The sequence below is a fragment of the Aquimarina intermedia genome (assembly GCF_008124785.1).
Taxonomy (GTDB): Bacteria; Bacteroidota; Bacteroidia; order Flavobacteriales; family Flavobacteriaceae; genus Aquimarina; species Aquimarina intermedia.
The window spans coordinates 64509-86700 of record NZ_VNHU01000005.1 but is presented as its reverse complement, the minus strand read 5'-3'; the positions used below and the strand labels follow the sequence as shown (position 1 = coordinate 86700).

Below are 22192 nucleotides of genomic sequence, written 5' to 3'. Positions count from 1 at the left end.
CTTCTATTTACTTAAATTCGCTTCAATTCCTTTCAAAGAACCTTCCAAAAGCACAACACTATTCGCATTAAGTATTTTATAAGTACTTAATTCTGAGGCGGTTATAACTTCTGATCCTTTTAAATTGCGTGACGACAAATATACATTATTATTTGACTCTCCCAACACAAACAAAGATTTTTTACTATCTAGTCCTAAAGACTTTAGAACTGATGTAAAATTCTTAGTTTTTATAGTATCAAAATTAAAATCCTCCACAACCATAATTGCTTTGTCATTTGCTTTGATACTTAGCGCAGATCTTCTCGCTAATCTTTTCAAGTTTTTGTTCAATTTGAAAGAATAGTTACGAGGTCTTGGTCCAAATATTCTACCACCACCTTTGAAGATCGGAGACTTGATACTACCTGCTCGGGCAGTACCTGTTCCTTTTTGCTTCTTAATTTTTCTAGTACTACCTACAATCTCTGCGCGCTCCTTAGCTTTGTGCGTACCTTGACGTTGATTTGCCAAATACTGCTTCACATCTAAGTATACAGCATGATCATTTGGTTCTACACCAAAAACAGCATCAGAAAGGTCTGCCTTTCTACCTGTTTCTTTTCCGTTAATATCAACAACTGCTACTTTCATTACTTCTGAATCGTTACATAAGCGTTTTTGTGACCAGGAACACATCCTTTTACAACAAGTATATTCTTTTCAGCAACTACTTTTAACACTTTTAAGTTTTGAACTTTTACTTTATCTCCGCCCATTCTACCGGCCATTCTCATTCCTTTGAATACTCTCGCAGGATATGAAGCAGCACCAATAGATCCAGGAGCTCTTAAACGGTTATGTTGACCGTGAGTCGCTTGACCTACTCCACCAAATCCGTGTCTCTTAACAACACCTTGGAAACCTTTTCCTTTAGACGTTCCTGATACATCAACAAATTCCCCTTCTGTGAAATGTTCTACCGTAATGGTATCTCCTAATTTGTGATCCTCCTCAAAACTTTTGAATTCAACAACTTTACGTTTAGCAACCGTACCTGCTTTTTTAAAGTGACCAGCGGCCGCTTTAGTAGCATTTTTGTCTGCTTTGTCATCGAAACCTAATTGAATAGCTTCATAGCCATCAACCTCATTAGTTCTGACTTGGGTGATCACACATGGTCCAGCTTCGATAACTGTACATGGAATGTTTTTTCCATTCTCATCGAAAATGCTGGTCATACCGATCTTTTTTCCTATTAACCCAGACATATTTAATAAATTATTAATTAATACTTACTCTTATTTATTTTCCTAAAAATAAAACAGGGTCAAAATACATCAACCCTGATTATATTTTTCCGTTTTTCCCTCGCACACAGCTCAGGACATTTTTTGTATATCATACTTATTCCCAAAGCAGCCAAACAAGCTGCTTTGGGACAAGAATATAATTACACTTTAATCTCAACTTCAACTCCACTTGGCAATTCAAGCTTCATTAGAGCATCAATAGTTTTTGATGAAGAGCTATAGATATCCAAAAGTCTTTTGTAAGAACTTAATTGGAACTGCTCTCTAGATTTTTTGTTTACGTGTGGTGAACGTAATACAGTGAAAATCTTTTTATGTGTTGGCAAAGGAATCGGCCCAGTTACTACAGCGCCGGTACTTTTAACCGTCTTTACGATTTTCTCAGCAGACTTATCTACTAAATTATGATCGTAAGATTTTAGTTTTATTCTGATTTTTTGACTCATTTCTGTAATAATTAAGCGTTAACTCCTTTTGCAGCTGCGATTACCTCTTCTGAAATATTAGACGGAGTTTCAGCGTAGTGTGAAAATTCCATAGTAGATGTAGCTCTACCAGAAGATAAAGTTCTCAATGTCGTTACGTATCCGAACATTTCTGAAAGAGGGACAGTAGCCTTTACAGTTTTTGCACCAGCACGGTCTCCCATATCACTTACTTGTCCTCTACGACGGTTAAGATCACCAACGATATCACCCATATTTTCTTCAGGAGTAATAACTTCCAATTTCATAATCGGCTCCATAATTACGGCTTTAGCAGCTTTCGCTGAATTTTTAAAACCTAATTTAGCAGCTAATTCGAACGATAGTTGATCCGAATCCACATCATGATAAGATCCATCTTTCAATGTCACTTTCATAGAATCTACTTCATATCCAGCTAAAGGACCATTTACCATAGCCGCTTTGAAACCTTTCTCAATCGATGGAATAAATTCCTTAGGAACGTTACCACCTTTTATTGTAGATTCAAATTGAAGTCCTACAACACCTTCATCAGCCGGCTCAATTGTAAATACGATATCCGCAAACTTACCACGACCACCAGATTGTTTCTTATACACCTCTCTATGATCTGCAGCTTGTGTAATAGCTTCTTTATATTCAACCTGTGGCTGACCTTGATTCACCTCTACCTTAAACTCACGTCTTAGACGATCCACAATGATATCCAAGTGCAACTCACCCATTCCAGAAATAATTGTCTGTCCTGAAGCTTCATCAGTTTTTACTTGGAAAGTCGGATCCTCTTCGGCAAGTTTAGATAATGCCATACCTAATTTATCAACATCTGCTTTAGTTTTTGGCTCAACCGCGATACCGATAACGGGATCAGGAAAATCCATACTTTCCAAAACAATAGGATGCTTCTCATCAGACATCGTATCACCGGTTTTAATATCTTTAAAACCTACAGCAGCACCAATATCTCCCGCTTCTATATAATCGATTGCATTCTGCTTATTCGAATGCATCTGGTAAATTCTAGAAATACGCTCTTTTTTACCAGAACGGTTGTTTAGAATGTAAGAACCTGCATCAAGTCTCCCTGAGTATGCGCGGAAAAATGCCAGACGTCCAACAAATGGATCTGTAGCGATCTTAAATGCAAGAGCAGCAAAAGGCTCCTTAACATCAGGCTTACGCAATTCTTCTTTTTCAGTATCAGGATTTACTCCAACAATACCTTCTTTATCTGTAGGTGAAGGTAAATAACGACATACCGCATCTAAAAGAAACTGAACCCCTTTATTTTTGAAAGCAGAACCGCAAATCATAGGAATAATTGACATGTCCATTACAGCAGCACGAAGTGCGGCATGCACCTCTTCTTCTGTAATAGAATCTTCATCTTCCATATATTTTTCAAGAAGATTCTCATCATACGCTGCAACCTCTTCAATAAGTTTACCTCGTAAGATTCTTGCCTCTTCCTTCATATCTTCAGGAATATCAACCACATCAAAAGTGGCTCCTTGTGTTTCATCATGCCAGATAATAGCACGGTTCTTCACTAAATCTACGATACCTTTAAAATCTGCCTCATCACCAATATTAAGAACTATAGGAACTGCATTAGAACCTAACATATCTTTTACTTGTTGACAAACAGCCATAAAGTTAGATCCTTGACGGTCCATTTTGTTAACAAAACCGATTCTAGGAACTTTATAATTATCCGCTAGCCTCCAGTTAGTTTCAGATTGTGGCTCAACACCATCAACTGCACTAAATAAGAAAACCAACCCATCCAAGACACGCAATGAACGATTCACCTCCACTGTGAAATCAACGTGACCCGGAGTATCAATAATATTAAAGTGATAATCCTTTGTTTCCGGTAAGGGCTGTGCATTTTCTAATGGAAACTTCCATGTACATGTTGTAGCCGCCGAAGTAATCGTGATTCCACGCTCTTGTTCTTGCTCCATCCAGTCCATAGTAGCCGCACCATCATGCACCTCACCTATCTTATGACTCACACCCGTATAATAAAGTATACGCTCTGTCGTAGTTGTTTTACCCGCATCAATATGCGCAGCAATACCTATATTTCTTGTATATTTTAAATCTCTAGCCATTTCTGTTCGTGATTAAAATCTAAAGTGTGAGAATGCTTTATTTGCTTCTGCCATCTTGTGAGTATCTACTCTTTTCTTAACAGCAGCACCTTCTTCTTTTTCTGCAGCCAAAATCTCTCCGGCTAATTTCTGAGCCATCGATTTTTCATTACGCTTACGTGAAAATTGAATTAACCACTTCATTGCAGTAGAAATCTTACGATCCGGTCTAATCGGATTAGGAATCTGGAAAGTTGCCCCTCCTACTCGTCTACTTCTTACCTCTACATGAGGCATAACATTAGACAATGCATCCTTCCACACCTCTAAAGATGTTTTTTCTTCGTTCTGTTTTTTCTCTTCCACGATATCAATCGCATCGTAAAAGATTTTGAAAGCTGTCGACTTTTTCCCATCCCACATCATCATGTTAACAAATCTAGTTACTAACTGATCGTTGAAACGTGGATCTGGCAAAATAGGTCTTTTTTTAGCCTTTCTTTTTCTCATCTCTTCTTCTTAAAAGTTTTAAAATTACTTCTTAGGGCGTTTTGCTCCGTACTTAGATCTACGTTGTGTTCTTCCTTCAACACCTGCAGTGTCTAAGGCTCCACGAACAATGTGATACCTAACTCCCGGTAAATCTTTTACCCTTCCACCTCTAACTAATACTATCGAGTGCTCTTGAAGATTGTGTCCCTCACCACCGATGTACGCGTTAACCTCTTTTCCGTTTGTTAACCTAACACGCGCTACTTTACGCATCGCAGAGTTTGGTTTTTTTGGAGTAGTGGTATACACACGAGTACATACACCGCGGCGTTGCGGGCAAGAATCCAAAGCAGCCGATTTACTCTTCTTAGTTATTTTGGCTCTACCTTTTCGTACTAATTGTGAAATTGTTGGCATAATTTGCTTTACACTATAATTAAATTTTTATTAATCCTCTTTTATGAGGGCTGCAAAGGTAGAATTATTTTTGAAGTATTCAAATCCAAACTAATTAATTTTCAAATAGTTTTGAGTCCGCAAACACTTACATGTATTAATAGAGTAAGTTCTAACACAAAAATTTAACAATTCTATTAATGTTATCAGTCCTAACTACTAATTGATTTAGATTAAAAATTGAAACTAACCTCCAGCAAAACATCGAATATTATTGCCAGAAATAAGTATTACAAAAAGCTATAATGCCAAATATAACCAGATATTTAAAAAAAAATAAATCATAATAAAACTAAACTTATCATCAATTTTAATCAACATTTAAACTTAATTAATAACCATTATTCAATTAAACTGCTAAAAAGTTGTTTATCAGCTAAATTATTTTGATTTTTGACCTAGGCTAATTCAAATAAATTATAACATGAAAACAAAGTTTAATGGAATTTTAACGCTTTTTCTAGCGTTAATTGTGCACGTATCTTTTGCGCAACAAAAAACAGTTACCGGAAAGGTTACCGATGATAGCGGGTTGCCGCTGCCAGGTGTAAACATTGTAATTAAAAACACATCCTCTGGAACACAAACAGATTTTGACGGGCTTTATACTATTTCATCTGCCGAAGGCAGTATTTTAGTATTTAGCTATTTAGGTTTTGCTGATAAGGAAGTAGCTGTTTCATCTAACGCTACAATTAACGTTCAACTTGAAGCATCGGCTGCTGAGCTGGAAGAAGTAGTTGTCACAGCTCTCGGAGTTAAATCAAACCCAAGAGAATTGAGTTATTCAGTTCAAACCGTAACGTCAGACGATATTCAAAATACAGGAGAAACCAATTTGGTTAATTCACTTTCCGCAAAATCAGCGGGGGTAAGTATAACCAGCTCATCTGGGTCCGTTGGAGCTTCTGCCAACATTAGAATCCGTGGTAACACATCTGTACTTAGGACAAACAGCCCTTTATTTGTTGTAGATGGAGTACCTATTGATAACTCCAGCGAAAATAACGGAAATGATGGATTGAACGATGCTTTAGGAGGTACTGACCAATCAAACAGAGCGATAGACATTAATCCAAACGATATTGCTTCTATCAACATTCTAAAAGGAATTGCAGCGCAAACCCTGTATGGACTACGTGCCGCGAATGGTGTAGTATTGATCACCACAAAAAAGGGACGTACTGGAAAACCTATTATTACTATCTCGTCGAATGTGCAATTTAGCGAACAAAATAAGCTCCCCGGATTTCAAAAAGAATATGCTCAAGGAAGACCAGTTGGTGGTGTTGCTACTTATAGAGGCCCAGAAACTTTTGAAGGGTTTAGCTGGGGACCTGCTATATCCAGCTTAGAGTTTGATGGTGATAGCTCATATCCTTATGATAGGAACGGAAGACTTGTACCTGCGGGTACAGGAAATGGTCGCCCGGCTGTCGCATACGATAATTCAGACTTTTTTGTAACAGGAGTATTAACGGATCTAAATATTTCGGTTCGTGGAGGTACAGAAAAAACAAAATATTATATGTCTGCAGGAAATACGGAGCAATCCGGTATTTCGCCCACCGAGCTTTTTGAAAGAAAATCATTCCGCTTGGATTTAAGTACAATGATCACCGAAAAATTGGAACTTTCTGCCAGCGGTAACTTTGTGAATTCAGGGGGAACCAGAGTACAAAGAGGTTCTAATATTTCAGGGATTACACTAGGTTTGTTTCGTACTACTCCAACATTTGATAACGGAAATGGTTTATCCGGACGTGCTGCGGCCTCTAATCCGGACACCTACACTACCCCGGATGGCGGACAAAGAAGTTACAGAGCGGGTGTTTATGACAATCCATACTGGACTGTTGCCAAAAACCCAACAACAGATGATTTAAATCGATTTATAGGAAGAGCTAGTTTTGAATATAAACCTACTGACTGGGTTACTTTAAAAGGAGTCTTGGGATATGATCGATACTCAGATGTAAGAAAATCAGGCATAGATGTCGGATCAGCGACAAATAATGCGGGTTCGGTATTTGATAATAATTTATTTAATGAAAATATAAACACTCAATTACTAGCATTATTTAATAAAAACATAAATGAAGACATATCGTTCAATGGTTTAATCGGGTATGATAATTACTCAACCAATTTGAGAATCAGAAACGTCCTTGGAAATGGATTAACTATTCCAGGATTTTTCCAAATCTCTAACAGTTCTTCTCAGATCAACTTTGAAAACATCGAGCGTAAACGTGTGGATGCATTTATATCTAACGCATCTTTCGGTTACAAAGATCTAGTATTCCTAAACGGTTCGTTAAGAAATGATTGGTCATCAGCCTTACCCGATGACACGAATAGCTTCACTTCTTATAGTACAGGATTAAGTTTTGTATTTACCGAACTATTTGAAAGCTCTACTTTTAATTATGGAAAATTAAGAGCATCTTATGGTAAAACCGGTAATGACGCACCAATATATTCGACTATAACATATTACACACCTGGATTAGCTGGTGGTGATGGTTTTATAACCCCCAATGAATTTCCGATCTTCTCAACCGTGGCTTTTGAACAATCGGTACGTTTAGGAAATGACGACATTCGCCCAGAGGTAACTACCGAGGTTGAATTTGGAGGTGAATTTAAATTCTTTGATTCAAGATTATCCCTGGATGTTACTTACTACGAAAAAGAAACTGAAGATCAGGTAATTCCAGTTGACCAATCTCCAACCACCGGATTCACCGAACGTGTAATTAATGCAGGTACCATCTCCAATAAAGGTTGGGAAATAGTAGGAGGGTTGGCTCCAATCAGAACCAATGATTTTAACTGGAATATTGATGTAAACTTCACAACTTTTGAAAATACTGTTGAGGAGTTAGCGCCTAATGTAGAAAATATTTTACTGTCAGGATTTAACTCTACATCATCTAGAGTTATTGCAGGAGAAAGTTTTGGCGCCATCTTCGGAAGTAAATATCAAAGAGATGATAATGGAAATATTTTAATCGGTGATGATGGTTGGGCATTAGTAGATTCTGAGGACGGTATTATTGGCGACCCCATACCTGATTGGACAATGGGTATCCGTAATACATTTACTTATAAGGATTTTTCTGTTACAGCGCTTTTAGACATTCGCCAGGGCGGAGATATTTGGTGTGGTACTTGTGGAATTATAGATTACTTTGGAGTTTCAGAAAAAACTGGTGACCTAAGAAATCAGACAGTTGTTTTTGAGGGGATTAGAGAATCTGATGGACAACCCAATACCACAGCAGTTTCGCTAGCAGATCCTGCAAATGGGCTAGGAGGAAATGCCTGGGTACGAAACGGATTCGGAGGAGTTTCCGAAGATAACGTTTATGATGCTTCATGGGTTCGATTGAGAGAAGTAGCCTTAACATATACATTATCTTCTAAAATCATAGACAGAATACCATTAACCTCTGCCAGTCTTACTGTATCAGGAAGAAATTTATGGTTAGATACTGACTACCCTGGAGTAGACCCGGAGACAAATCTTACCGGAGCATCTAATGGTATCGGACTGGATTACTTTAACCAGCCTAATACTAAAAGTTATGCAGTTTCTTTAAAACTTAACTTCTAAAAAAATTAGCAAAATGAAAATATTTAATTTATATAAAAAGCTCAGTGCTGCATTACTGATACTAGTAATAAGCTCTTGTGAGCATAGCAGTATCAACGAGGATCCAACCAGACCTGGCGGGGACAACGTACCGTCACTTGCTATCGTCCCTATAATGCAGACCCAGACACACAGAAATCTTACAGCCGTTCTAAGTAGATATGCTGGAATTTTTATGCAACAATGGGAAGGTTTTGATGCTCAGCAGATAGCATTTACAAGTTACGTTGTGGGAGAAAGTGATGTAGCTAATCCATGGGATTTTGGATTGTACGCCGGATCAATGCGAGATTGTGATGATATCATCAAAAGAACAACCAGAGACGATGATGTAAAAACTAGAGGACTCGCCAAAATATATATGGCTGCCAACCTTGGTTTAACAACTTCGATCTGGGGAGATATTCCATATACTGAGGCTTTTGAAGGATCGGAAAATCTTACACCTTCTTATGATTCACAGGAAGAAGTTTATATATCGATCCAAAGGTTGTTGGATGAGGCAATAGTGGATTTATTAACCGATAGCGAAACTGGAATCCAAGGGGACCTAACAGGCACATCAGAAGCAGATTGGATTAAAATAGCAAGGTCTTTGAAAGCTAGATTTTATTTGCATCAGACATCTGTTGACAATAGTGCTGCACAAAAAGCATTAGACCAAATTTCTGATGGCATTACCAGTAATGCCGAACAAGGAACATTTACTTTCGAAAACACTCAGAATGGGGGACATCCTGCTGCATTGTTTGGATTTCAACGACCTAACACTATGGTAATTGACAAAAACTTAGCTACCACTATGAATGGGGATCCAAGAAAATCCAAGTACATGGTTGCAAGTGGTGATGGTGGTTTTCTTTACTATCAGGATGGAAATTCAGATTTATTCTGGGCACAACTTAATTCTCCCTCTTTTCTTATTTCTTACGCTGAAACAAAGTTTATAGAAGCAGAAGCTTTAGTAAGAACAGGACAGGACGGAACTGCTGCGCTCATAGAAGCTATCACAGCAAATATGGAACTTTTAGGAATTAGCGCTTCAGAAATTGACGCTTATTTAGTAGGAGTAGTTCTCACTGGATCCATCGAAAACCAGATCGAAGTGATTATCAATGAAAAATACAAGGCGCTGTATGGCAATTCAGCAATTGAAATTTGGAACGATTATAGAAGAACAGGGTACCCTGATCTAACTCCAAATATAAATGGTGTTAATGGAAATAATCAAAGTGGTGTGATACCAAGAAGATTATTATATCCGATTACAGAGCGTACAACTAACTCAGAATCATATAATGCAGCAATTCAAAATCAAGGAGGGCACTTGTTAGATGACGATACCTGGGTTTATCCATCTAATTAATATTTATTCTCAACATCTAAACATATTGAAATGAAAAAAATAAATCATATAAAGCGATATTTAGCATTTACCATTCCTGTAATAGCTATGATATCCTGTAGTGATGACGATGTGAATGGAGTCACCTTTCAGGAAAATGCAGCTGCAGTTTCCATAGCTCCTTCCCGTATCTCTACACTGGATCAGAATACAGAATTTACAGTTACCGCCACTTCTGCAAACGAGGCTTCTGTCGAATCAGTTGTTATATCTTTACAGGGAGAAAATGTAAGCAATCTTACAGAGATAGGAACAGTTTCTTTAGTAGGCAATGAAGGCACCATTTCTTTATCAAGTGCTACTCTGGATCTTTCACTCGAAGAAGCTAATAAAGACCAGGCTGTTGTTCACTTAACGACCTCTGGTATAGCCCCTTCTTCAACCTCAATTAAAACAATCTCTATATATAATCCCGTAGATGCTTCTGCAACTTCTTCCGTCATCGAAGCTGAAACAACTATTAATGATACTTTAAAATACGAGATAACAACAAGTTCCGCTGAGGTAGATCGTGTAATTATCGAACAAAAAGTGTTTTTTGATGGAACTTATACAGAGATTCCTGCTCCAACAGGAGATTGGCATACTTCTAAATCGGAATATATTTTTCAAGGAGAAGACTTTACATTAAATGATACCATTTATTTTAAAGTTACAGCTTTCAGCGGTGCTCTTTCTGCTGTCGGTGATGAAGTCAAAGTATTTGTTGACACACAGCGTATCGACGGTATCTCAGGAGGTGCAACTTTAAATACTACAACCAGCAATTATAACTTGCTAGAAAGTTCTTTAATTGCGGATCCTGAAATTACTTTCGACAACACCATTTTTGGTTTTAAGGCCGCAGCGTCGACACAAATAACATTTGTGAAAATTACATCCAGCGATGCTACTGAAATTTTCGATGAAAAAGATCTACTCAGAGCAGAAGCTGCTTACGATTTGGGAACACCGGTAAATGAAATATCTAATGTACAGCCTAATGATGTTTACGTGTATAAGATTCAAAGAACTAATGAAGATGGCGAACAAGTAAATTCAACTGGTTTAATTAAAATTGATGTCGTATCAGTTATCAACAACACAAACTCTTTTGAATTCAGCTATGCAGAGGAAGAAGATGCTGTTCAATAACCGTCCATACCCAATTGGACATTGCAGTAAAATAAGAATCGAAATTTTACATATAGATTCCACTCTAGTATAAATTGGTATTTTTAAATTTGAAAAATCCGGCGAAGTTAACTTCGCCGGATTTTTATTATCAATAGCAATTGATTTCTTACAGTTTAAGTAATGATTCGTCTTTTATAAAAATAATATGCCATAGAATCTTTATCGAAATCTAAGTTTTACTCCTTATAATGTATACTATAAAACTTTCCGTTTGAAATGTATTTATTAACCCTACACCTTAATCTAATACCTACTTTGAGAATTTATCATTAAGTGCCACGTTTTCGATTCAAAATACTCCTCAAATATCATGTAGCTATACCGCAGAATTACTCAGGTTGCTTGGCGAGCTTTGAAGAATGTTATCCTATTCGAACCAGCCATATTCCAATTCGCTATCAGATTTTATGGTAACGAACAATCATAGTCAGTCGGATTCGATGACTCAACTATCTTATAACATGACGCTTTTATTAACAGATGAACTACCAAACAAAGAAGCAAGCATAGTTTATAAGTTCATACTCTTCCAAGAATTATTCAGATCATCTATCAGCAGACTGCTATTTGCTTATCGCTTTTTAAAACAAATTTACTAGTAACTAAACCAAATAATTGATTTAATTTTTTAATGGTACATCCATTTAAACTATTACTACCATAAATTAAGATTACGTCAAGTTTAATCAGAACCCTGTGCCTGATAACTCACTTCACATCACTTTTCATTTGAAATTCTAAAATTCAACATTGCAATTAAAATACTTTGACATAAATAACTCTTACTATTCAAAGAAACAAACCTCTTCCTTCTAAAGAATAATACATAGTTAATATTACTCTTATCGGATACCAACAGTCGTTTTACATCAAAAAGCATCTATAATGCTCAACACATTATTCATACTATAAACAAATAATTAAAAGAGTTCAATGTAAAAAATCTCCTGCCAGCAGAAAATATTGTATAATCTACAATTATCCACAGAACTTCGCTAAGACGGAGTCTACACTAAAATTTATCTCAAAATAATACAATTGAAACAGCCCTATCAATACTAAGTTATCAACTTAACCATAGCTAAAGAGCACTTATGAAAACTATATTTAAGCAATGAAAAGAAATTTATGAAAGAATATTTCCGAGAAACAATCATCCAGAAATACTTCAAAAACATGTTTTCTGTTTTAAGAAATTGCAAAAATAAATACGCACACCCTTAATATAATGCAAATTTCACAGATTAATCTCAAATAATTTAATTAACATAACTAATTACAAATCAAATAAATGGTTGAAATTTAAACATTCATACAACTCTTTGGTTGAGTTTAAAATTTCCAAACCCGAGGTAAAATGATACCTTCAAAAAATCATTTTCAAACTAAGAAATTCATCTATCCAAAATATATTCGTGTTAAAATTAACGGACAAAAGTTGGTTTATATCGATTAAATTATCATTTTTGGAGCTGGCTAATTCAAATAAATCATAAAATGAGAACAAAGTTTAGTGGAATTTTAACGCTATTCCTAGCGTTTATTGTGCAATTCACATTTGCACAAGAGAAAACAATCTCCGGTACAGTGACCGACGACAAAGGTCTACCTCTACCAGGAGTTAACATTATTGTCAAAAACACAACAAACGGTACACAAACCGATTTCGATGGGAATTATTCTATCCTTGCAAATCGTGGTGCTGTGCTGACGTATAGTTATGTTGGTTTTGAAACAAAAGAAATTGCAGTGACTGATTCTGATGTTATCAACGTCGAATTAGCTGCTTCTGCTTCTGAATTGGAAGAGGTTATTGTTACCGCTTACGGTGTAGGTCGAAGATCTACCGTAACTGCTGCAATATCCACTGTCGGCGCGGAAGACATTGAAGATTTTGTCCCTACGACAAGTATTGACAACATCCTTCAAGGTCAAGCAGCTGGGGTACAGGTTACAGCAGCAAATGGTAGACCAGGTAACACTGCTTTCGTACAAATTCGAGGTACAGGTTCAATTAATGCGAGTACTACACCGCTATATGTAATTGACGGTGTTCCTATTCCAATTAATGAGGGTGAAAACTTCAATCCTCTAAACAACATTAATCCTAATGACATTGAATCACTTTCAATTCTTAAGGATGCTGCTTCTGCTTCAAAATACGGATCTAGAGGAGCAAACGGTGTTGTATTAATTACTACTAAAAAAGGTAGAGCAGGTGAAGCTAAAATCAGCTTTAATTCATCATACGGTTTTGGAGAACGCATTGCTGATCCATTTGACCTAATGAATGCTGAGCAGAAATTAGAGATCGAAAGACAATATGCTGATTTAGGTGTTGGTGCTGCCAATAGATTGCCTGGTAACACTGCTACGCCTGCTGAAAGAGCTAGGTTAATTTCTTATGACACCAATTGGGAAGAGGAACTTTTGAGAACTTCTGTTGTTCAAAATAACTCTCTATCTATTGCTGGAGGTACAGAAGATCTTACGTATTTCTTATCATTAGGTTATAATATTGATACTGGTATCATTGATCGAATCGATGGTTTTGAAAGAGTATCTGCAAGATTGAATACGACGTATCAAGCAAAAAAATGGTTAGCAATAGGTGCCAATGTTTCTGCTGCACGCAGTACTACAGATTTACCTAGAGATAGAAACAATGTGCAAAACCCGTTTAGAGGTATGTACGATTATAACCCGTACGCACCATTATACGCAAGAGATGATAATGGTAACATTGTAAACGATGCCGATGGAAACCCTGTTTTTAATAGAGGGGGAGGAATTTTCTTTCCGATAGCACAAGCGCTACAAACGGAACTTGAAGATAATAGAAACCTTCTTTTTATTGGAAATTTATCTGCTGATATTACTTTATCTGAAAAGTTTTCAAATCGATTTGCTGTAGGTGTAATAAACAATAAATTTAACAGAACTAATCGTTCCTTACCTGGTGGTGTACTACAAGGTTTTATTGGGGATGCAAACTTTCCGGGAACGCAAACAGAAAACGTAAACGTTGATTTTGAATACAATGTAAATAACTTGTTCACCTATACGGACACATATAACGACCTACATAATTTAACAGCGAGCGTCTTATTGGAGTATAATGAGAATATTAGAAATGAATTAAGAGTGGACGCCAGAGGGTTTCCTTCTCCTAAAATCCCATATTTAGATGTTGCAGCTGAAGCTACAAGAGCTGATAGCAACGAATCTAGAAGAATCTTATTCTCTCAAGCAGTCTTTGCTGATTATAATTACGATGAAAAGTATATCCTTTCAGGATCTCTTAGACGTGATGGATCTTCAAGATTTGGACCAGACAATAAGTACGGTACTTTCTATAGTGGAAGTATAGCTTGGAATATAGCAAAAGAGAATTTTCTTGAAGGATCAGTTTTTAATGATTTGAAATTAAGGGCTTCCTATGGTACTTCAGGAAACCAAAATATTCCTGATTTTCAATATATTGATGCAGCGGATTTCACAACATACAATGGAAATACTGCTTTAAGACCTTTGAGAGCTGGAAACCCTGCGATTCAATGGGAATCTCAAGCTATCTTGGATATCGGTTTAGAATTTGGATTATTTAACAACCGCGTGAGTGGGGTTATTGACTATTTTAAGAAAAATTCTCAAGATTTATTGTTAAACAGACCTATTTCTCACACTGCCGGAGATGAAGACAATGGTATATTCTCTAATATCGGTGAAGTTGAAAACAAAGGTTTTGAGTTTAGTCTTAATGCTGACGTTATAAGAACGGATAACTGGTCAGTTTCTTTAGGAGGTAATGTTACTTTCTTAGATAACGAAGTTGTGAAATTAGTAGATGGTGATGATATTATTACCGGTACTTTTGGCAACAATATCTTAAGAGAAGGTGAAGATATCTATTCTTATTACTTGGTTGAATATGCAGGTGTAAACCCGGATAATGGAGCACCTTTATATGTCGATCTTGATGGAAATACCACTGAGACTTACAGTGATTCTTTCTTGCAAATTCAGGAAGGAAAATCTCCTATTGCAGATCTTCAAGGTGGTTTTTACGGATCTTTTAAATACAAAGGTTTTGGTTTAAGAGGTGATTTTGTTTTCCGTGGAGGAAACTATATCCTAAACAACCAACGTCAATCTGGTATTGCTATCGGTAATATTGATGCAAATCTAAGAACGGAAGCTTTTAACTACTGGAAGCAACCAGGAGACACTAACGTGTTACCTAGCCCTACATTCCAGGCTACTGCGGATCAAACCTCAACTAGATTTTTGGAGAAAGGTGACTTTATTAGACTTCGAACCCTAACGCTTGATTATACTTTACCTAGCAAGTTCTTAGATGCTTTACCAATAAACAAACTAAGAATTTATGCAACGGGTCAAAATGTTTTAACGTTTACTGACTATGAAGGAGACCCTGAGATCGGACTCGGTTCTGCGGAGTCTGGGAACCAAGGAGACGGTACTTTTGTGCCTGGATCATTTTCATTATTTAGTTACCCTCAGGTTAAATCATATATTTTCGGTCTAGAATTAGGATTTTAAAATTAAAAAAACAAACAATGAAAAATAAAATTTCAAAAATAATTATACTATTTATCGCATTTGGCTTTATCGCCTGTGATGATGAATTGAATGATTTACAGCCTTTTACCGAGGTTAATCCCGAGGCATTTTTAACAGATCTTGCATCTTTCCAAAACGGAATTGATGGGATTTATGGTCAAATGTATAACTATTACGCAGCATCAGCTTCTGGTTTACAAGGAATTCCAGACATCCTTTCTGATAATACAATTCAGGTTCAAAGTGGAAGACGATCAAATGATGATTATCATGATTTTAGATATGTGGCAACAACTGGGGGAGCTATCCCGCTATATTGGAGTGAAGCATACGAAGCTATCAACGTAGCCAACATAGTAATTGGTCAAATTGATAACCTTGCTGATAGTGATGACAAAAACAATATTTTAGGTCAAGCATTAGCAGCTAGAGCTTGGGCGCATTTTGATTTAGCGCGTATTTACGGTAAAATACCAACTCAGAGTGCTGATGCTAACAGTTCTTTAGGAATTGTGTATTCGAAAGTAGAAGATGGGGATACTGGAGATCCTCTTGCCACTCCAAGTAGAGAAACCATAGGTCAAAACTATACAGAGATTATTGGAGATTTAGAGCGTGCAAGTCAACTTATTGGTACCGGTAACGGTGAAGGTAGATTAGACAGAAATGCTGTATATGGTCTATTATCGAAAGTTTACTTATACAATGGTGATTACCAAAAGGCTATTGACGCTGCGAACGAAGTTAGCACTGAGCTTGCAACGGCAGAAGAATTACCTGGAGTATACACTGATGTTAATGATGCTGGTATCGTAATACAACTAGCTGTAAATACAAGTTCTGAATCAAACTTTGCAAATGTTGGAGTATTGTACAGTCAATCTAATGCTGATAATGATATCTTAGAATTTGCAATAGATTTTGATTTTTTTAATAGCATAGATGATACTGATGTGAGACAAGATATTATTCAATATGTTGGAAATAACACTGGAGTTGACTACAATGCAATTAAAAAATTCTTAGGAGAAGAAGGACAGGTTAATGGTCGTGTGGATATCAAAGTGATGCGTGCTGCAGAAGTTCTTTTAAATAAGGCAGAAGCACAATATGAGCTTAACCAACAAGGTCCTGCTCTTGCAACGCTAAATGAATTGAGAGCAACACGTTATGAAGCTTTTACACCTGGAACTGAAGCAGGTCAAGCTTTAGAAGATGCAATTCAATATGAAAGAAGAATTGAATTATCTTTTGAAGGACATAGATTTTTCGACCTGAAAAGAAGAGGAGAAAGTATTACACGCTCTGATAATGGTGAGGTAATTGATGGATCCGGAACTAAACCTGAGGCACTTGTTATTCCAGCAGGTGATTTTAGATTTCAATTCCCTATTCCACAAGCTGAAATGAATGCAAATTCAGGATTTGACGGACAGCAAAATGCAGGTTATTAGAAAGTAATTTCTATTAATTTTCATCAATAAGAAAAAAACCCCTTTCAATTCTTGTAATTGGAAGGGGTTTTGTATTTTGTTATTGATAAAAATTAAGCAACTACTAATTTTTGAAACAAACCATTATGAAATATGCAATTTTACTTTTATTCGTTATTCAAATAAATTTTTTGAAAGCCCAAGCAAATATAGGTGCATCCTATGCACCCGGGCAGGCAACCGTCGTTAATGCTTTCAGTGTTCCTCTAGCGATAAGAAATGAAAAACGTGACGATGTAATACAAGGTCATCCATACTATGAAGAAAAGGAAAAATTAGCTATCGTATATTCTCATGCTACAAAATCTTCTACAAGATGTCTAATACGTTATAATGCATTAAGGGATCAAATAGAAATCTTTCAAAACAATGCCGTTCACAATATGATTAAGAGAGAGGATATCAAGGTAGAGGTTGAAGGAGAGGACTATTACTATAAAATCAAAGAGTACGAGGGTGACAAAATGTTTTTTGTTTTATTCAATGAAGGAACCAACACCCTCGCGCTCAGAATTGAGAAAAGGATAAAACTCGGACAGAAAGCAGTGACTAACTACGATAAAGATATACCTTCTAGGTATGCAGAAAAAAAACAATATTACTTAATTAAAAAAGATTCCATTTTCCCAATTAGATTGAAAAAAAAGGACATTTCCCCTCTTTTAATTGACCCTAGTGGGAAGCTTAAAGCAAAAATCTCTTCCGATAAATTAAAATTTAAAAAAGAAGAGGATCTAATTGAAATAATTGATTTCTACAATACTCTATAAAACAGTAATTTCGTAGGTATTGAAAGAGATTTTAATTTTAAAGGTTTGACAAGAGCTAAATAAATGCAAATCTCACCTTAATATGTTTCTACAATTTTAACAGCCTACGCTTCAATCATCAAATAAAAGTTTCCATTAGATTCAGCATGTTGATTAAGCTACGCTAATTCTTGATAACATTGATTCGAACTCCAACATATGAGATCCAACTGGATCTTAACTTAGATCAAACAAAACTATTATTATTTGCATCCTCCTAAATTTTTAGGAGGATGTTTTCTTTATATAACACAGCTCATGAAGCATCATGCCTAGACTTTTCGAATACTTCTACTTTTTATCAGAATTGCATTCTATTGATTATATAAATCAAAATGATTTGCAAGTTTTTTTGTCCTCTCGCTCCTTTATAGTCTGTGAAACCATCTTGGTTCTGACTTTCATGTAAGTTTTCTTTGTTTGATCAGTAAATTCAAAATTCTATTTTGAGTACTCAACTTGCTGTACCGATGTTTGTAAATAATCCATAATACTTTACAACCTCCTGAAATTGTCAGGGGGTTATTTTTTTGTACTATATTTGTGCCCATGAAAAATGACTCTCAGATATTTGGAATACGCGCGGTGATTGAGGCTATTAATGCAAATCAGACCATTGATAAAGTTTTTGTTCAAAAAGGCTTACAAGGGGCCTTGTCTAAAGAATTAATGGATCTTTTGAATGATCAACACATTACCTACGCATTTGTTCCTGTTGAGAAACTTAATAGACTTACACGTAAGAATCACCAAGGTGTGGTTGCACTAACCTCCCCTATCATCTTTGCTGATCTCGAAAATCTCGTAATGAACGTTATTGAGTCAGGAGAAACTCCCTTGTTTTTGATTCTGGATCAATTATCTGATGTACGAAATTTTGGCGCTATTATCAGAACTGCAGAGTGTACAGGTGTACACGGAATCATTATTCAGAAAAAAGGTGGAGCTCCGGTAAGTGCAGATACTGTAAAAACATCTGCCGGCGCAATTTTTAAAATGCCTATTTGTAAAGTAGATCATATCAAGGATGCTGTCTTTTATATGCAAGGTTCAGGAATTCAAGTAGTTGCCGCTACAGAAAAAACAGAACAAACAATTTATCAAGCTGATTTGACGCTTCCTACTGCGATCATTATGGGAAGTGAAGGTAAAGGTGTTACTTCTTCTTTACTTAAAATGGTTGATCAAAAAGCAAAGCTTCCTATGTTTGGTTCTATTGGCTCTCTCAACGTTTCAGTGGCTTGTGGTGCATTTCTATATGAAACGATCCGACAACGATTGTAGTTAAGTCTCTTTTACTTTTTTTCTTGCTCTTTGTACTCGTAGATTATTTCTATACCAGATTCCTTTTCCTCTTCAATACGCTCTATGAAATTTCCGTTTTTGTCAAAGTGCTTCATAAAATCATCTTCTTCGGGATCATAATTCGGATGCTCCCATGGGTATAATTTTTTTTGAACTATTCCATTCTTAATAAAAATCGCCAATAGTAATCCGGTTACTAACCCGGACAAATGGCCCTCCCACGATATGCCATCTTTAATCGGGAAGATATACCACAACATACTTCCATACATAAAGACCACAATAAAAGATAAAGCAATTAACCGATAATATTTAGTTAGAATACCTTTAAAGAACAAAAAACTAAAAAGCATATAAATCATTCCGCTGGCACCAATGTGTAACGAAGATCTTCCTATAATCCATGTCAAAATTCCGGTCATGATAAACCCCAGCCCCAAAACCGTCCAGCTGCGAGTTGGATAAAAATAAAACAGTGCTGTTGATAAGATAAGTAATGGTAATGTGTTGTTCCAGAGATGAGAGAGCCCTGAATGGATAAAAGGAGAGAATAAAATACCTTGTAAGCCGGATAAACTACGCGGATACACTCCTAAATAATTAAAATTGAAACCAAAACGTGACTCCACCCAAAAGACTATCCAAATTAGCAAAACAAAAAGAATTGGATATCCAATTACACCGCTTGTAAAACTAAAGTCATTATTACTCTTCATACATTACATATATCAAAAAACCCTCCACACTCGGGGCTATGGAAAAATTGTCAGTTCTTATCATATCGAATATAACATACATATAAAATCTATAAAAAGCCTTATGAAAAACTTAGCGTAAACGATCACTTGATATTTGTAACTTTGTAGCATGAATACAAATGCACCACTTGCAGAACGCATACGTCCAACTACCTTAGAAAGTTATTTAAGCCAGGAACATCTTGTAGGAGATCAAGGATCGCTTAAACAGCAAATAACCCGAGGCATAATTCCCTCTCTAATTCTCTGGGGACCCCCTGGTGTCGGTAAAACAACCTTAGCTAACATTATAGCAAACGAATCAGGACGTCCGTTTTACACTTTGAGCGCTATCAGCAGTGGTGTGAAGGAAGTACGCGAAGTAATAGAAAAAGCCAAAAACAGTGGTGGTCTTTTTACCGCTAAGAATCCGATTCTTTTTATAGATGAAATTCATCGATTCAGCAAATCTCAACAAGACTCCTTGCTAGGTGCAGTAGAAAAAGGATGGGTCACCCTTATTGGGGCAACTACAGAAAACCCTAGCTTTGAAGTTATTCCTGCATTGTTATCCCGATGTCAGGTATATGTCCTTAATCCTTTTGGAAAAGATGAGTTAGAAAAGCTATTGTATCGAGCCATTGAGGAGGATGATTTTTTAAAAACTAAGAAAATTTCTTTAACAGAAACACACGCACTACTCAAATTAAGCGGAGGAGACGCCAGAAAGCTACTTAATATTTTTGAGCTCATTGTCAATAGTCAGGATCAAGAATCCATAACGATTACGGATGACCTCGTCACCAGATTAGTTCAACAAAACACAGTTCGCTATGATAAAACAGGAGAACAACATTATGACATAATCTCTGCCTTTATTAAATCTATACGGGGTAGTGATCCTAACGGAGCAGTTTACTGGTTGGCTCGCATGATAGAAGGTGGTGAGGACTTAAAGTTTATTGCCAGACGCTTGATTATTGCTGCTTCTGAAGATATTGGAAACGCCAACCCTACAGCACTTATCATGGCTAACAACACCTTTCAGGCTGTTACTACTATTGGATATCCTGAATCCAGAATCTTACTGAGTCAATGTACGGTCTATCTAGCTACCTCTGCAAAAAGTAATGCTTCTTATATGGCAATCAATAAAGCGCAGCAACTCGTCAAACAGACAGGCGATTTATCAATACCACTACATCTTAGAAATGCACCTACCAAACTTATGAAGGATCTGGGATATGGTGAAGATTATAAATATGCCCATAATCATACCAATAATTTTGTAGAACAGGAGTTTTTACCCAAAGAGATCAGTAACACAAAACTTTATGACCCCGGCAATAATCAACGTGAAAATGCATTACGCTCGTATTTAAAAACACGTTGGGGAGAAAAATACAACTATTAATTTCCTAACTTAGAAAATGTATCCTTTGATAAAGAATCTGAGCCTTCAATAATTCGCTCAAGAATGAAATTACCTTCGGTATCAAAAAATGCATAACCCCTTAAAGATCCTGCTTGCACCATATAACTATTAGAAACTGATGTTTGATATACCTTTCCCACAAATGCGCTTGAGTCGGCTTTCTTTTCTTCTAAGCTATAACCATAAGACTGTTTTTTCAGAATATATATTTTAGCATTAAAGGTATATTTTGTCTCTGCCGTAGGAGCATTGGAATTTTTCTCTATTGCATTTACTTGGGTAGCGCCTTCTGTATTTGAGGGAACAATACCTGAGGAGACGATGACAACATTTTCATCAACCGGAGTATTTATCTGCGTATAGGTATATAGTAATTGAGCTACTGAAGTAAAAGCATCTCTTAGCGCTTCATGATAGGCAGTCTTAAATTCTTTCTCTCTACTCTCCCCTACTTTAGACGTAAACAACACATTAACATTGCAATCTTTTAACTCGACTACTAACTTGGTAGTAAATAGTCCTGAGTTCTTTTTTACATCGGCATGCAAAGCTAAACAACCATTCCTTTTTAGATCATCCGGCAAAGACTCACCCTCCATAACGGTCGAAAATCCATTTTTCTCAAATAAAAATTTTGTTAACGCATTCACCTGATATGCATTCTCACTTTTGAGAAAATCATATTTTTTAGGAACTATCACATATTTATATGAATTAATCTCTTTTTGAGCAGTGAGTAAGCCACTACTTAAAATAACAATTAATACTAATAAAACACGTTTCATAA

Annotated in this window: 16 protein-coding genes; 8 read left to right on the top strand and 8 right to left on the bottom strand. The window is 36.3% G+C overall.

Translation table 11 applies throughout. The features are described 5' to 3' along the window. Positions 1-3 precede the first annotated feature (3 nt). From rplD to rpsL, 6 genes are all read right to left on the bottom strand, one after another. The gene (gene rplD / locus BD809_RS08775) at positions 4-633 is read right to left on the bottom strand and encodes a 50S ribosomal protein L4 (RefSeq protein ID WP_148782600.1); all 630 of its coding nucleotides are present in this window, start codon (positions 631-633) and stop codon (positions 4-6) included. Next, the gene (gene rplC / locus BD809_RS08770; RefSeq protein ID WP_148782599.1) at positions 633-1250 is read right to left on the bottom strand and encodes a 50S ribosomal protein L3; all 618 of its coding nucleotides are present in this window, start codon (positions 1248-1250) and stop codon (positions 633-635) included. Before rplC ends, rplD begins: the two co-directional genes overlap by 1 nt. A gap of 182 nt (positions 1251-1432) precedes the next feature. Continuing rightward, positions 1433-1738, bottom strand: coding sequence for a 30S ribosomal protein S10 (gene rpsJ / locus BD809_RS08765; RefSeq protein WP_010181931.1), 306 nt, complete (start codon positions 1736-1738; stop codon positions 1433-1435). An 11-nt stretch (positions 1739-1749) separates the two neighbouring features. Beyond that, the gene (fusA, locus tag BD809_RS08760; protein ID WP_148782598.1) at positions 1750-3876 is read right to left on the bottom strand and encodes an elongation factor G; all 2127 of its coding nucleotides are present in this window, start codon (positions 3874-3876) and stop codon (positions 1750-1752) included. 12 nt (positions 3877-3888) lie between these two features. Next, positions 3889-4365 carry a 30S ribosomal protein S7 gene (gene rpsG, locus BD809_RS08755; RefSeq protein WP_148782597.1) on the bottom strand — a complete coding sequence of 159 codons (477 nt, stop codon included), beginning with the start codon at positions 4363-4365 and terminating at the stop codon, positions 3889-3891. A gap of 24 nt (positions 4366-4389) precedes the next feature. Further along, positions 4390-4764, bottom strand: coding sequence for a 30S ribosomal protein S12 (rpsL, locus tag BD809_RS08750; protein WP_024770883.1), 375 nt, complete (start codon positions 4762-4764; stop codon positions 4390-4392). Positions 4765-5227: 463 nt separating this feature from the next. Between rpsL and BD809_RS08745 the strand changes: the two genes are divergently transcribed. The 7 genes from BD809_RS08745 to rlmB all read left to right on the top strand — a co-directional run bounded on the left by BD809_RS08745 (position 5228) and on the right by rlmB (position 19212). Then, positions 5228-8422, top strand: a complete 3195-nt coding sequence (locus BD809_RS08745) for a SusC/RagA family TonB-linked outer membrane protein (RefSeq protein ID WP_148782596.1) — start codon at positions 5228-5230, stop codon at positions 8420-8422. Between the two features lie 13 nt (positions 8423-8435). Next, positions 8436-9827 (top strand): SusD/RagB family nutrient-binding outer membrane lipoprotein, encoded by a 1392-nt coding sequence (locus BD809_RS08740; RefSeq protein WP_148782595.1) that lies wholly within the window; start codon positions 8436-8438, stop codon positions 9825-9827. Between the two features lie 30 nt (positions 9828-9857). Further along, a complete protein-coding gene (locus BD809_RS08735) occupies positions 9858-11000 on the top strand; it encodes a hypothetical protein (RefSeq protein WP_148782594.1) in 1143 nt (380 codons plus the stop codon). 1539 nt (positions 11001-12539) lie between these two features. Then, on the top strand, positions 12540-15605 hold the full coding sequence (locus BD809_RS08730) for a SusC/RagA family TonB-linked outer membrane protein (RefSeq protein ID WP_148782593.1): 3066 nt from the start codon (positions 12540-12542) through the stop codon (positions 15603-15605). Positions 15606-15622: 17 nt separating this feature from the next. After that, positions 15623-17080, top strand: coding sequence for a RagB/SusD family nutrient uptake outer membrane protein (locus BD809_RS08725; RefSeq protein ID WP_148782592.1), 1458 nt, complete (start codon positions 15623-15625; stop codon positions 17078-17080). A gap of 125 nt (positions 17081-17205) precedes the next feature. Then, complete coding sequence (locus BD809_RS08720) at positions 17206-17889, top strand: hypothetical protein (RefSeq protein WP_148782591.1); 684 nt, start codon at positions 17206-17208, stop codon at positions 17887-17889. A 588-nt stretch (positions 17890-18477) separates the two neighbouring features. Next, a complete protein-coding gene (gene rlmB, locus BD809_RS08715; protein ID WP_148782590.1) occupies positions 18478-19212 on the top strand; it encodes a 23S rRNA (guanosine(2251)-2'-O)-methyltransferase RlmB in 735 nt (244 codons plus the stop codon). 11 nt (positions 19213-19223) lie between these two features. On the opposite strand, the gene BD809_RS08710 is transcribed toward rlmB, so the two are convergent. Continuing rightward, the gene (locus BD809_RS08710) at positions 19224-19949 is read right to left on the bottom strand and encodes a rhomboid family intramembrane serine protease (RefSeq protein WP_148782589.1); all 726 of its coding nucleotides are present in this window, start codon (positions 19947-19949) and stop codon (positions 19224-19226) included. A gap of 151 nt (positions 19950-20100) precedes the next feature. On the opposite strand from BD809_RS08710, the gene BD809_RS08705 reads away from it, so the two are divergent. After that, positions 20101-21384 (top strand): replication-associated recombination protein A, encoded by a 1284-nt coding sequence (locus BD809_RS08705; RefSeq protein ID WP_148782588.1) that lies wholly within the window; start codon positions 20101-20103, stop codon positions 21382-21384. On the opposite strand, the gene BD809_RS08700 is transcribed toward BD809_RS08705, so the two are convergent. Then, positions 21381-22190 carry a hypothetical protein gene (locus BD809_RS08700; protein ID WP_148782587.1) on the bottom strand — a complete coding sequence of 270 codons (810 nt, stop codon included), beginning with the start codon at positions 22188-22190 and terminating at the stop codon, positions 21381-21383. The two genes, BD809_RS08705 and BD809_RS08700, sit on opposite strands and share 4 nt — an antisense overlap. Between the last annotated feature and the right edge of the window lie 2 nt (positions 22191-22192).

Bases quoted from the DNA above. Each gene is read 5' to 3' on its own strand.
- rplD (WP_148782600.1), bottom strand. From the start codon at position 633: ATGAAAGTAGCAGTTGTTGATATTAACGGAAAAGAAACAGGTAGAAAG.
- rplC (WP_148782599.1), bottom strand. From the start codon at position 1,250: ATGTCTGGGTTAATAGGAAAAAAGATCGGTATGACCAGCATTTTCGAT.
- rpsJ (WP_010181931.1), bottom strand. From the start codon at position 1,738: ATGAGTCAAAAAATCAGAATAAAACTAAAATCTTACGATCATAATTTA.
- fusA (WP_148782598.1), bottom strand. From the start codon at position 3,876: ATGGCTAGAGATTTAAAATATACAAGAAATATAGGTATTGCTGCGCAT.
- rpsG (WP_148782597.1), bottom strand. From the start codon at position 4,365: ATGAGAAAAAGAAAGGCTAAAAAAAGACCTATTTTGCCAGATCCACGT.
- rpsL (WP_024770883.1), bottom strand. From the start codon at position 4,764: ATGCCAACAATTTCACAATTAGTACGAAAAGGTAGAGCCAAAATAACT.
- BD809_RS08745 (WP_148782596.1), top strand. From the start codon at position 5,228: ATGAAAACAAAGTTTAATGGAATTTTAACGCTTTTTCTAGCGTTAATT.
- BD809_RS08740 (WP_148782595.1), top strand. From the start codon at position 8,436: ATGAAAATATTTAATTTATATAAAAAGCTCAGTGCTGCATTACTGATA.
- BD809_RS08735 (WP_148782594.1), top strand. From the start codon at position 9,858: ATGAAAAAAATAAATCATATAAAGCGATATTTAGCATTTACCATTCCT.
- BD809_RS08730 (WP_148782593.1), top strand. From the start codon at position 12,540: ATGAGAACAAAGTTTAGTGGAATTTTAACGCTATTCCTAGCGTTTATT.
- BD809_RS08725 (WP_148782592.1), top strand. From the start codon at position 15,623: ATGAAAAATAAAATTTCAAAAATAATTATACTATTTATCGCATTTGGC.
- BD809_RS08720 (WP_148782591.1), top strand. From the start codon at position 17,206: ATGAAATATGCAATTTTACTTTTATTCGTTATTCAAATAAATTTTTTG.
- rlmB (WP_148782590.1), top strand. From the start codon at position 18,478: ATGAAAAATGACTCTCAGATATTTGGAATACGCGCGGTGATTGAGGCT.
- BD809_RS08710 (WP_148782589.1), bottom strand. From the start codon at position 19,949: ATGAAGAGTAATAATGACTTTAGTTTTACAAGCGGTGTAATTGGATAT.
- BD809_RS08705 (WP_148782588.1), top strand. From the start codon at position 20,101: ATGAATACAAATGCACCACTTGCAGAACGCATACGTCCAACTACCTTA.
- BD809_RS08700 (WP_148782587.1), bottom strand. From the start codon at position 22,190: ATGAAACGTGTTTTATTAGTATTAATTGTTATTTTAAGTAGTGGCTTA.